The sequence below is a fragment of the Streptomyces sp. NPDC043427 genome (assembly GCF_056436655.1).
The window spans coordinates 383,418-395,455 of record NZ_JBWKCC010000002.1 but is presented as its reverse complement, the minus strand read 5'-3'; the positions used below and the strand labels follow the sequence as shown (position 1 = coordinate 395,455).

Annotated in this window: 13 protein-coding genes; 12 read left to right on the top strand and 1 reads right to left on the bottom strand. The window is 69.4% G+C overall.

Features of this window, described 5'->3' with window-relative positions:
- Positions 1-15 precede the first annotated feature (15 nt).
- From AC067M_RS05715 to AC067M_RS05705, 3 genes are all read left to right on the top strand, one after another.
- The gene (locus AC067M_RS05715; protein WP_478695690.1) at positions 16-522 is read left to right on the top strand and encodes a hypothetical protein; all 507 of its coding nucleotides are present in this window, start codon (positions 16-18) and stop codon (positions 520-522) included.
- A 134-nt stretch (positions 523-656) separates the two neighbouring features.
- Positions 657-1,205, top strand: a complete 549-nt coding sequence (locus AC067M_RS05710) for a hypothetical protein (RefSeq protein ID WP_478695689.1) — start codon at positions 657-659, stop codon at positions 1,203-1,205.
- On the top strand, positions 1,202-1,399 hold the full coding sequence (locus AC067M_RS05705) for a hypothetical protein (RefSeq protein WP_478695688.1): 198 nt from the start codon (positions 1,202-1,204) through the stop codon (positions 1,397-1,399). The genes AC067M_RS05710 and AC067M_RS05705 overlap by 4 nt, the downstream gene beginning before the upstream one ends.
- A gap of 227 nt (positions 1,400-1,626) precedes the next feature.
- Here AC067M_RS05705 and AC067M_RS05700 read toward each other — a convergent pair whose 3' ends face one another.
- Positions 1,627-3,306, bottom strand: a complete 1,680-nt coding sequence (locus AC067M_RS05700; protein WP_478695687.1) for a chitinase — start codon at positions 3,304-3,306, stop codon at positions 1,627-1,629.
- Positions 3,307-3,620: 314 nt separating this feature from the next.
- Between AC067M_RS05700 and AC067M_RS05695 the strand changes: the two genes are divergently transcribed.
- The 9 genes from AC067M_RS05695 to AC067M_RS05655 all read left to right on the top strand — a co-directional run bounded on the left by AC067M_RS05695 (position 3,621) and on the right by AC067M_RS05655 (position 12,007).
- Entirely contained in the window at positions 3,621-4,466 is an 846-nt protein-coding gene (locus AC067M_RS05695) for a hypothetical protein (RefSeq protein ID WP_478695996.1), read from the top strand.
- Between the two features lie 76 nt (positions 4,467-4,542).
- Positions 4,543-5,250 (top strand): Flp pilus assembly protein CpaB, encoded by a 708-nt coding sequence (gene cpaB, locus AC067M_RS05690; RefSeq protein ID WP_478695686.1) that lies wholly within the window; start codon positions 4,543-4,545, stop codon positions 5,248-5,250.
- Positions 5,251-5,259: 9 nt separating this feature from the next.
- Positions 5,260-6,501 carry a CpaE/TadZ family protein gene (locus AC067M_RS05685; protein WP_478695685.1) on the top strand — a complete coding sequence of 414 codons (1,242 nt, stop codon included), beginning with the start codon at positions 5,260-5,262 and terminating at the stop codon, positions 6,499-6,501.
- Positions 6,502-6,503: 2 nt separating this feature from the next.
- Entirely contained in the window at positions 6,504-6,887 is a 384-nt protein-coding gene (locus AC067M_RS05680) for a TadE family protein (RefSeq protein ID WP_478695684.1), read from the top strand.
- Between the two features lies 1 nt (position 6,888).
- Positions 6,889-7,263, top strand: a complete 375-nt coding sequence (locus AC067M_RS05675) for a TadE/TadG family type IV pilus assembly protein (protein ID WP_478695683.1) — start codon at positions 6,889-6,891, stop codon at positions 7,261-7,263.
- 14 nt (positions 7,264-7,277) lie between these two features.
- Entirely contained in the window at positions 7,278-8,615 is a 1,338-nt protein-coding gene (locus tag AC067M_RS05670; protein WP_478695682.1) for a CpaF family protein, read from the top strand.
- A gap of 12 nt (positions 8,616-8,627) precedes the next feature.
- Positions 8,628-9,572 (top strand): type II secretion system F family protein, encoded by a 945-nt coding sequence (locus AC067M_RS05665; protein WP_478695681.1) that lies wholly within the window; start codon positions 8,628-8,630, stop codon positions 9,570-9,572.
- Positions 9,573-9,585: 13 nt separating this feature from the next.
- A complete protein-coding gene (locus tag AC067M_RS05660; RefSeq protein WP_478695680.1) occupies positions 9,586-10,473 on the top strand; it encodes a DUF5936 domain-containing protein in 888 nt (295 codons plus the stop codon).
- Positions 10,474-10,774: 301 nt separating this feature from the next.
- Positions 10,775-12,007: a sensor histidine kinase gene (locus tag AC067M_RS05655; protein WP_478695995.1), complete on the top strand. Its 1,233-nt coding sequence runs from the start codon at positions 10,775-10,777 to the stop codon at positions 12,005-12,007.
- Positions 12,008-12,038: the final 31 nt, after the last annotated feature.

Genomic DNA, 12,038 nt, shown 5'->3' with positions numbered 1-12,038 from the left:
AGAATGAATGCAAAGATGAGGGAACTGACCGGGGGTGTCCTGCCGCAGGTCCGGGGCGATGATGTCCCAGCGTCATATCGTGCGATTGTCAAGGATGGCTGGGTTGTGGGTGAAGGTGGAGCCCTCCTGCTCGTGGCGCTACACGCCGGGTATGACGGTTCTTCTTTCGATAGCTTCGAGGACGTCACGCATTACGAAGCAACGGTTAATGGTCGGGGGATGATGGATTACGACCTTCCGCCTCAAGGGTCGGACAGAGTAGATCGCCTCCTTCGGCGTTCGCTGGCTTACGCCTGTCTGGCGCTTCGCGCCGCGCCTACAGGCGAGGGGAAGATCATGGGGTATGTTTCCATGTCGAAGGGAGGGGTGTCTGATGACATTATGACGGGGCACGTGACATTCTGTATGAGTCATCCAGGCCTTCCGCCGTATCTGGGGGATATTCAAAAGTATACCCAAGAGGCTCTTCTTGAGATTAGTCAGGAGGATGCATTGCAGGTGTTGCCTCAAGATACCCCCTAAAACACATCGGCCGTACGAGAAAGGCATTTCGGCGCCTAGGTGGCCGGTCAGGTGCCCTCACTGCAACCCACGCACATACGCCCCTACCACGTTGGAGCAGATCCGGTGAGGCGGCATCCCCAGTGAAATTCTCGATGGGCGAAACCATGGACGTCGAGACCACGGGGCGTCCGCTGACGTTCACGCCCCGCTTCGACATCGCCGGACCTCAGGTGATCGTCGCGGGTTACGCGGACCCGGCCGGGCGAGAGCAGCTGATCGGGGCGTCCTTCGGGAGCATGCAATGGCTGTGGTCGGAAATCGATGAGGTCAGGTTCGCCGCCGACGCTCGGGAACTGATCGGTGTCACGTTCCACGTACCCCCGAAGTCCGCTCCCGAGCGGACTTGTCACATGCAGCCGAACAGACTGCCGACTCAGCCGGGCGGCTTGCGCGCGCACACCGCGGAAGAGTTCGCACTGCTCCAGACGACCGTTTTCTGCTGCACGTCCAACGCTGCTGAGCTGACGTGCCTGAACGACCTCGATGTCCTGGAGGGTCCGGCACCCGCACGGATCGGCATCGCCTCGGATGTGTGCCTCCTCGTCCAGGAAGGGACCATGGTCGGCTGGAGCCTCAGCGATCCCGCGCGGTATCTGACAGACGGTTCACAGGCCCCGACACCGATCCCCCCGCCGCCGTGACCCGGCTCCGGCTCGCCGAGTGCCTCGCGCTGGTGTCCGAGCCGCTCGTCGACGGGGTGATGGATGGGGAAAAGGACGCGTGGCGCAGTCTTCGTGCTGTCGAGCGTGCGTTGCGCGAACAGCGGGAGGACCGCAGGCGGGCGGACGTCCTGCACCGGCTTGTCAGCCGTTTGATCGAGGACTACGGGTCCTGATCCACCGGTGGACTGGACGCAGTTCATACGTGATTCAGCGGCACTAGACGCCGCCCCCCTTGCCTGTCATATCGCCGTCCAGCAGTTCGCCGAGTGGACCGGCCTCCCGCAAGACTCCGACCCCGCCCTGGCCCTCGCGCTCGTCCCGGCCGACCTGGCGTCGAACGCGGTCCTGGGTGGCAGCCTCCCGGGCTACGACTTCGGCCTGCGCGGCTTCCCCCCCTTGTCTAGGGCAACCCCCGCACATGCGCCCCCACCGCACTCGACCAGGCATTCCCCGCCGCCGCATCCCAGTTCGTCGACCACGTCATGGCGCCCCGCAGGTCCGGATACGTCCGCGCCGGCTTGAACGACCCGCACCCCGTCCCCTTCGTCAGGCAGTCCAGCGCCGCGTTCACCACCGAAGGCGAGACGTAGCCGCTGCCCGCACCCCGCGTCGACGCCGGCAGGCCCAACCCCACCTGGGACGCGGACAACCCGCCCTCCAGCTGGATGCAGGCCAGCGCCGTCAGGAAGTCCACCGACCCCTGCGAGTACACCTTGCCGTCGCACCCCAACATGGAGCCGCTGTTGTAGTACTGCATGTTGACGACCGTGAGGATGTCCTTCACCTGCAAAGCCGTCTGGAAGTAGGCGTTCGACGTCGACTGCATGTCTATCGTCTGGGGCGCCATCGTCAGGATCAGCGACGGGCCCGCCTTTGCCGACAACGACCTCAGCGCCTGGGTCATGTACGTCGCGTTCAGCCCGTTCTCCAGGTCGATGTCGACGCCGTCGAAGCCGTACGTCTGCATCAGCGCGTACACGGAGTTCGCGAAGTTCGTCGCGGACGTCGGGTCGCTCACCGACACCGTGCCCCGCTCGCCGCCCACGGACACGATGACCTTCTTGCCCGCCGCCTGCTTCGCCCGCACATCCGCCTTGAACTGGTCGACCGTGTAGCCGCCCAGGCCCGCCGAGTCGAGGTTGAACGTCACCGCGCCCGGCACCCCCGTCGCGTCCGCGAAGGCCACCGCGATGATGTCGTACGCCGAGGGGACGTCGGAGATCCGCTGGACCGTCGCGCCGTTGTTGAAGTTCTGCCAGTAGCCGGTGACCGCGTGCTTGGGCAGGCCCGTACCGCCGCCCGAAGAGGAAGTCGTACGACCGGTCACCGTCGCCGACTTCACCGACTCGCCCGCCGCGTTCGTCGCCGTGACCTGGAAGGAGTACGACGTCGACGCGGCCAGACCGGTCACGGTCGCCGCCGTGCCGGTCACCGCCGTCACCTTCGTGCCGCCGCGGTAGACGTTGTAGCCCGTCGCCCCCGACACCGCGTTCCACGCCAGCGACACCGACGAGGACGTCGTACCGGAGACCGTCACACCACCGGGTGCGCCGGGGACAGTCGGCTCCGGATCGCCGCCGCCACCCCCGCCGTCCGGGCCGTACACCGACACGTCGTCCGCGTAGTACGCCGCCTGCCCGTACCAGCCGTGCGTGTAGATCGTCACGGACGCCGTTGACGCACCCGTCGTGAACGTCGTGGACAACTGCTTCCAGGACGACGAGTCTGGCGTCCACGTCGACACGTCCGTCGTGCCCGTGCCGGTCGCGCCCAGGTAGGCGTAGCCGCCCCGCACCCACGCGCTCAGGGTGTACGTGGAGTTCGGTCTCACCGCCACTGCCTGGGTGCAGCGGGCGTTGTCCTGCCCGGCCGGGGTCGCGCGCAGGGCCCCGGTGCCCGCATGCGTCGGCGACGACACGGCCGTACCGCTGCCCGCCGAGCAGGCCCAGTTGGTCAGGCCGGACTCGAAGCCGGCGTTCTTCGCGTTGTTGGTGTCGTCGGCGGTGGCGGCTGCCCGGCCGGGGATTAACAGACAGAGGGCCGCGGCAACGGCGGCGCTGACGAGTCGTGCGCGGTTCACGGTGCCTCCGTAGGGAGTGGGAGGTCCAGAATGATTGGTCCAGACCAGAATTTGGTCCAGACCAATCCAAGTGTCAAGGGGAGGCGATGTGGAGAATCCGTGTGCGCAACCTGCCCCGTTTTGCCGCCACTTGTGTGGTGACAGTTGCCTACCGGCTGCGCAAACGCTGTTCTCCGGTCACAGGCGCGTGGATACAGTGCTGAGGTAGTCACGCAATGAAGTCACCTCGGTGCAGCGGAGTAACACCGGCGCGCCGACGGGCGGGGATAGGGGAGCTGCGCGTGCCAACTGCCATTGCCGTGACCAGTGCCGACATGGCGCTGCCGCCGCAGGACGAGCGGACCCTGCCCGCCGTCGTCCTCAATGACTTCGCAAGCGTGCCGCTGGAGCGGGCGGTCGGCGTGCTGCAGGCCGTCATCGAGCAGCACGGGCACGTGGTCGTCGCGTACTCGGGGGCCGTTCCGGACGCGCTGGAGCGGCGGCTGTACACCGTGCGGTCGCTGCTCGAGAGCGACCGGATCGCTCTCTTCCGGCCCGACCTGCCTCCCCTCGGACTCGCCGTTCTCGTACGGCAACTGCGCCAGCTCGCCTCCTGCGACCTCAGCCCGGGCGTGCTCGCCTCGGCCGGGCGCCTGCTGACCCACTACATCCACGCCGGCGCGCTGCTCGGTTCCGTCGCCCGTCTCGACCGCGTCCCGGTGAACCTGAAGTCGCATGCCAGGTCGTGGGTTCCGGGCAGCCAGTTCGGCGTCGTCGCCCATCCACAGCCGCAGTTGGTGAGGATGGGACCCGAAGCACGCCTCACCGGACCCGACTTCGACACCTCGCTGCTGGTCGCCAAGGGGCAGCTCCAGTCCGACTGGGTCACCACCGCCCTCGCTCCCGCCTGGCACGCGCAGGGGTTGCGCGAGGTGCCGCTGCCCGCCGAGTCCGCCGACTGGTGGGGGACCGGCAAGCTGGTCGAGTTCTGCGCCTACCTGCCCGACCTTTCGGTGCTCTACCAACTCGTGACGTCCGTGCGGCAGACCGTCTGCCACTGGTGCGGTGTCGACGTGATAGGGGACCGCTGCGTGTTCTGTTCCGCGACCCCGCCCGTGTACGAGAGCGCCTCACCCGGGCACGAAATCCAGCTGTACGAGGGTCAGGCCCGCGTCGGATAACTCCTGGCCCGGCCTGGCCCACCCCCCTGATTTCCGCCCGCTCGACCCGACCCCCCCCAACGAGGTTGCACGGTTTATGAACTCCCGTCAGCGCCGCGGCGTGATTCTTCTGATCCTGTCGGTGTTGTGCGCCATCGGCGCGTTCGCCGGCGTGCTCTCCGTCATCAGCGACGTGAAGTCCAAGGTCGGCCCCGAGGTCACCGCGTATCAGCTGAAGACCGATGTGCCGCCGTACACCGCCCTCACCACGGGTCAGTTCAAGAAGGTCGAGATGCCCGAGCGCTGGCTGTCCGCCAACGCGGTCACGGATCTGGCCCAGATACGGGGGAAGATCGCCGTGACGACGCTGAAAGAGGGCTCCCTGCTGCAGAGCGACATGATGGTGGACCAACCCGCCCTGCAGCCCGGGCAGCAGGAGGTCGCCATCATGATCGATGCGGCGACCGGTGTCGCCGGCAAGATCACGCCGGGATCCACGGTCAACGTGTACGCCACCTTCGACGGAGAGCGGGAGGGTGATCCCGCTCAGTCCAAGATCATCGTAACAAACGCCAAAGTGCTGGACGTGGGCGATCTGAAGGCCCTCGAACCGGATCCGGAGGACCGCACCCGGGAACCCACGGACGCCGTCCCGATCACCTTCGCGCTGTCCACCCTCGACGCACAGCGCATCACGTACGCCGAGTCGTTCGCCAAGCGGGTCCGGCTCGCGCTGGTGGCGCCCGGCGGCGACAGCACGGTGCCGGACAAGGACCGTACGTACGAACTCACGAAGGACAAGTGAGAGGCCGCCATGCCCACGAGGATCCTCCCGGCAGTCGGCGACCCGGACGCCGTCCGCTCCATCACGAACCTGCTCAGCCAGCTCCCGGACGCCGAACCGGTCGCCCCGGTCGGCGACTCCACCCAGCTCGTCGACACCCTCGCCCGCCTCGCCGCCGAATCGGTCGACGAACTGCCCGAGGTCGTCGTCGTCCATGAGCGGATCGGGCCCGTACCGGCCCTGGAGCTCATCCGCGAGGTCGCCCTGCGCTTCCCGGCCGTCGGCGTCATCCTCATCACCACCGACGCCAGCCCCGGCCTCTTCGCCGCCGCCATGGACTCCGGCGCCCGCGGTCTGGTCGCGCTGCCCCTCAGCTACGAGGAACTCGCCCACCGCGTCCAGGCCGTCGCCCAGTGGTCGGTGGGCGTCAGGCGCCATCTCGGGCACGGCGGCGACGTGTTCACCGGCGTCGGCGGCACGGTCGTCACGGTCAGCGGAGCCAAGGGAGGCGTCGGCACCACCCTCACCGCCATCCAGCTCGCCCTCGCCGCCCAGGCGTCGGGGCGCAGCGCGGCCCTCCTCGACATGGATCTCCAGACCGGGGACATCGCCTCCTACCTGGACGTCCAGTTCCGCCGCTCCGTCGTCGACCTGGCCACCATCACCGACATCTCGCCGCGCGTCCTCGCCGACGCCGTCTTCCGCCACGACACCGGGCTCGCCCTGTTGCTCGCCCCGGGCGAGGGCGAACGCGGCGAGGAGGTCACCGACCGCGCCGCCCGCCAGATCGTCAGCGCCCTGCGCTCCCGCTACGAGGTCGTCGTCGTCGACTGCGGCGCCCAGCTCGGCGGCGCCGGCGCGGCCGCCGTCGAGATGGCCGACACGGCCCTGCTCGTCACCACCCCGGACGTGCTCGCCGTCCGCGGTGCCAAACGCACCGTCCGCATGTGGGACCGCCTCCAGATCCGCAAGGCGGAGGAGACCACGATCGTCGTCAACCGCCACACCCGCGGTACGGAGATCCAGCCCGCCCTCATCGAGAAGATCACCGGCACCGGAATCGCCTCGACCACCGTCCCCGCCAACTTCAAGGAACTCCAGGGTGCCGTGGATGCCGGCCGTATCCACGCCCTCGACAACAAGAGCACGGTGAAACAGGCCCTGTGGAGCCTCGCCGGCGAACTCGGCCTGGTCAAGGCCAACGAGGGCGCCGGCCACCGCGGCAGCCGAGGGTCGGTCGGCTTCCGGCGGCGCCGGGACGGAGGGGGATGAGCATGGTTTTAGGAAGGCGGCGACCAGACCGGGACCGTGGCCAGGTCACCATCGAGTTCCTCGGCATGACCCCGGTGATCATCGTGACGTTGGTTCTGGTGTGGCAGTGCGTACTCGTGGGGTACGCCTACACGCTCGCCGGGAATGCTGCGGACGAGGCGGTACGGGCGGGGACGGCGGCGCCACCGGGCGGGCGTGACGGGGCGTGCAAGGAAGCGGGGCTCAAGCACCTGTCGGGATCGTGGAAAGGGGAGGTGACCTGCGACGGGACCGGCTATGTCCAGGCCGACGTCTGGATCGAGGTCCCGGTCCTCTTCCCGGGCAGCATCTCCTTCCCGTTCAAGGCGAAGGGCCACGCCGGGGCCGTCGAGGAGGCGAAGCGCTGAGATGTCGTACGACGGTGAGGGGCGCCGGTGGCGAGACCGCGGCCAGGTCGCCATCGAGTACCTCGGGTTCGTCCCGATCCTCCTCCTCGTCGCCCTGGCCGGTATCCAGCTGGGCATCATCGCGTACGCGGCCCAGCAGGCCGGTACGGCGGCGAGGGCGGGGGCGCGGGCCGCCTCGCTCGCCGGCAGCGCACAGCAGGGCTGCCAGGCTGCAGTCAGCGACTGGATTTCCGTCAGCTGCTCGGAGTCCGCCGGGGGTGACGAGGTGACCGTCACCGCCACGGTCGAGATCCCCTCGGTCGTGCTCATCTGGGACTTCGACCCCGCCGTGAAGACCGCCACGATGCCGATCGACCACCGAGCGACGAGCGACTGAGGAGCACCGGACCCATGAGCCTGCGGGCACGTATCAACTCCCCCGAGGAGCACGGCAGCCGGAGTGAGGACGGCCACCTGGTCGCCTCCTACCGGGCCAAGCTCCTGGAGGAGATCGACCTCGCGGAGATGAGCTCGCTGGCCGCCGCCGAGCGCAGGGCGCGCCTGGAGCGGGTGCTGGGGCACATCATCAGCCGTGAGGGTCCGGTCCTCTCGACCGTCGAGCGCTCCCAGCTGATCCGCCGGGTGGTCGACGAGGCACTGGGGCTCGGCATCCTGGAGCCGCTCCTCGAGGACGCGTCGATCACCGAGATCATGGTGAACGGGCCGGACGCGATCTTCGTGGAACGGGCGGGCCGCGTCGAGCAGTTGCCGCTCCGCTTCGCCTCCAACGACCAGTTGATGCAGACCATCGAACGCATCGTCTCCACGGTCAACCGCCGCGTCGACGAGTCGAACCCGATGGTCGACGCCCGGCTGCCCTCCGGCGAGCGCGTCAACGTCATCATCCCGCCGCTGTCGCTGACCGGCCCGATCCTCACCATCCGCCGCTTCCCGCGCTCCTTCACCCTGCGCGAGCTGATCGACTTCGGCTCGCTCGACGAGCACATGCTGTTGCTGCTGGCGGGACTGGTGCAGGCGAAGTTCAACGTGATCGTCTCGGGCGCGACCGGCACCGGTAAGACGACCCTCCTCAACGCCCTCTCCGGCCTGATCCCCGGCGGGGAACGCATCATCACCATCGAGGACTCGGCGGAACTCCAGCTCCAGCAGACGCATGTGATCCGCCTGGAGTCACGGCCGCCGAACGTCGAGGGCCAGGGGCAGGTCACCATCCGCGACCTGGTCCGCAACTCGCTGCGCATGCGGCCCGACCGCATCGTCGTCGGTGAGGTCCGCGGCGGCGAGTCCCTCGACATGCTCCAGGCGATGTCCACCGGCCACGACGGCTCCCTCGCCACCGTGCACGCCAACAGCGCCGAGGACGCGCTGACGCGCTTGCAGACGCTGGCGTCGATGTCCGACGTGGAGGTGCCGTTCGTGGCGTTGCACGACCAGATCAACAGTGCTGTGGACGTCATCGTGCAGCTCACCCGGTTCGCCGACGGCGCCCGCCGCATCACCGAGATCGCGGTGCTCGACAGCCACGGCGGAGAGCCGTACCGGCTGGCCACCGTGGCCCGCTTCGACGCCCGGCCCATGACCTCCGACGGCCGTGTCTACGGCGCCTTCCAGTACTTCCCCCTTCCGCGCCGTACCGCCGACCGCCTCTACATGGCGAGCCAGCCCATCCCCCAGGCCTTCGGCGTCGCCCACACGGTGGACCAGCTGGCCACCCGAGTTGCCAGGTAGGCAGGACAGCCCATGGACCTCCAGACCCTCGTCACCCTCACCACCGGCGTCACACTGCTGACCTGCACCCTCGCCGTCGTGGGCCTGCACCTCTACGCCAAGGGCAGGGCCCAGCAGGCAGCCCTCGTGGACCGCCTCTCCGCCGCCGGAGAGCTCCCGCTCACCGGCCGCCGACGCCACTTCCCCAACCTGGACCGTCGCCTGCGCGGTACGCGCCCAGGACGGTCGCTGGAGCTGAGGCTGGCGGCGACGGGCCTCGACATCACCCCCGGCGAGTTCTTCGCCTGCATGCTGGCGGCGGTGGCCGGCCTGTGGCTGGTCGGCCAGGCCGCCCTGGCGCCGTTCTTCGGCCCCATCGCCGGGCTGCTCGGGATCTGGGCCGCGATGCAGTTCCTCAACTGGCAGCGCCAGAAACGCATCGAGCGGTTCATCAACCAACTCCCCGAACTGGCCCGCATCCTGGCCAACGCCACCCAGGCGGGCCTGGCCCTGCGCACCGCGATCGGCATGGCGGCGGAGGAGCTGGAGGCGCCGGCGGGTGAGGAACTCGCCCGGGTTGCAAGCCAGTTGACCATCGGGCACTCCATGGACGACGCGCTGGGCGAGCTCGCCGACCGCCTCCCCTCCCGCGAACTCGTCGTCCTCGTCACCACCCTGGTCCTCTCCAACCGCGCGGGCGGACAAGTGGTCGGTGCCCTGCGCAACCTCACCGAGACACTGGAGGAGCGCAAGGAGACGCGACGCGAGATCCGCACCCAGCTCTCCCAGGTCAACATGACGTCGTACGCCGTTCCGGTGATGGGTGTGGGCTCGTTGTTCCTCATGAACGGCGTCAAGGACGGCGCCCTGGAACGCATGACCGGCTCACCGCTCGGGCAGGGCGCGGTGATCATCGCGTTCGCGCTGTACGCGGTCGGCTTCATCCTGATCCGCCGTATGTCGCGGATCGACGTCTGAGGGGCGGGCGAACATGGGACTTCTGCTGGCGCTGCTCATGGGGCTGAGCGTCTGGGGCGCCTTCGCCGGGATCCGCATGTACCGAGCGGACGCCAAACTGCCCTCCGACCTGGCCCTCGCCCTGGAGGTCGGCGCCACCCGCACCGGCGCCGTCGACTCCCTCGTCGACCGCATGGGCATGCGCTACGCCCCCGCCGTACTGCGCCTCATGGGCCCCAAGCAGGTCGCCAAGTACCGCCGCAGGATCGACCTGGCCGGCAACCCCGGCGGCCTGACCATCGACCGCTACGCCGCCCGCCGCGCGGTGTACGGCGCACTGGGCGGGACGGGCTTCCTGGTGTTCCTCCTGCGGGGCAACTTCTTCGTGGCCCTGCTCCTGCTGGCCTTCGGCGCGTTCTGGACGGAGGTCGGCATCTGGTCGGCGATCCGCATCCGCAAGGACGTCATCGAACGCACCCTCCCCGACTTCCTCGACGTCCTCGCGGTGGTCGTCAGCGCGGGCCTCGGCTTCCGCCAGGCACTCGACCGGGTGGCGTCGCGCTACGAGGGCCCGTGGGCGGACGAGCTCCGCATCACGCTCCGTCAGATGGACCTCGGCGTGAGCCGCCGCGAGGCCTTCGCGGAACTGCGCCGCCGCAATGACTCCGAGCAGGTCGCCATGTTCGTCACGGCACTCCAGCAGGGCGAGGAACTGGGCGCGCCGATCGTCGACACGCTCGTCTCCATCGCCAAGGACATGCGCCGCACGGACGCGCAGAACGCCCGCCGCAAGGCCGCCCGCGCGGTTCCCAAGGCCACCATGATGATCACCACTTTCATGGTCCCGGCCACGATGCTCCTGCTCGGCGCGGGCCTGCTCCTGGGCTCCGGTACGGACTTCGGCACGCTCACGGGTGAGTAGGGGAGGGCGAGGGATGACGACGACGAGGGATCGGGCGGGGTCGCCGGAGGCACCGGGGTTGCCGGGGTCGCCGGAGCTGTCGGGCCTTGCGGGGCTGCGGAAGCTGCCGGAGCTGTCGGCGGGGTGGGTGCTGGAGGGGCGGTCGGCGTCGGCCAAGGGCACCCTGGCGGTTGCCGCTGCCACTGGCACGACTGCCGCCGCCACTGGCACCGCCGCCACTGGCACCGCCGCCACTGCCAGTGGCACTGCCGCTCCCGCCGACGACGGTGCTCCACAGGACCAGGTACCACCTCCACCCGCCATGCCCCTCCAGGTCAACGCCCTTCAGGCCATGTGCCGCCAGGTCTTCGGTTTCCGCCTGGCCATGATCGCCCTGGCCGCCCCCGCCGCCCTCCTCAACGCGGCGCCGGGCGTCCCCACCCGCCTCGTGGCCACCGCCGTGGTCCTCACCTTCATGGGCTCCTACGTCCTCTTCCGCGACTGGGAACGCTTCGGCCCCCTCCTCCTGCGCCACCCCGCCCTCCTCGCCGCGGACACCCTCTTCGGCTCGCTCCTGCTCATCTCCGCGGGCCCGGACACCACCCTCGCCTACGTCAGCGTGTGCACCCCCCTCCTCGCAGGCATCGTCTACAGCTGGCGCGGAGCGGCCTGCTTCGCCTCCCTCCAGTCGTTGATACTCCTGCTCGTCTGCACGACCACGAAGGGCCTGGACTCCACCCCCGCCGAAACCCTCCTCCTGCCCGGCTTCTGCGTCATCACCGGCGCGGTGGGCTCCAGCCTGCGCGGCCTGATGCTCCGCTTCGGCACCGCCACCCAGGCCCTGACCGAGGTCCGCGCCCGCCTCGCGGCGACGGAGGCGGTCGACGCCGAACGCGCCCGCCTCGCCCGCGAGATGCATGACTCGGTCGCCAAGACCCTGCACGGCGTGGCCCTGGCCGCGGACGGCCTCGCCGGCTCGGCGGGCGCCGACCGCCCGGACCCTGCCCTGATCAGGCAACAGGCCGAACTCGTCGCCCGCTGCGCCCGCCGCGCGGCCGCCGAGTCCCGCGAACTCCTGGCGGACCTGCGCAGCGAGCCCGATACGAGTCCGGGTACGGACTTACTGACGGAACTGTCCGCGCGTACGGCGGACTTCAGCACACGCACGGGTGTTCCTGCGACGTACCGTCCCACGGGCTCGGGGCCCGTCCCGCGCGTTCCGTCGGCGGTGGCCCGCCACCTGCTCACCATCACCGCGGAGGCCCTGGACAACGCCCACCGCCACGCGTCCCCGTCCCGGGTCGAGGTGGAGGCGGGCGTCCACGACGACTGCCTGCGGGTGACGGTGTACGACGACGGCCGCGGTCTGCCCCCCGACACCAGCCTCGAACAACTCCGCCGCACCGGCCACTTCGGCCTGGTGGGCATGGTCGAACGGGCCGCCTCGGTGGGCGCCGGCCTCCGCATCGGACGCGGTACGCACCCCACGGGCACGGAGGTCCGCCTGGAACTCCCGCTGGCGACACTGACGTCCGGGGCCGCCGCCCACGTATGAACTGACAGGAACGACCGACGGGAACGGACGA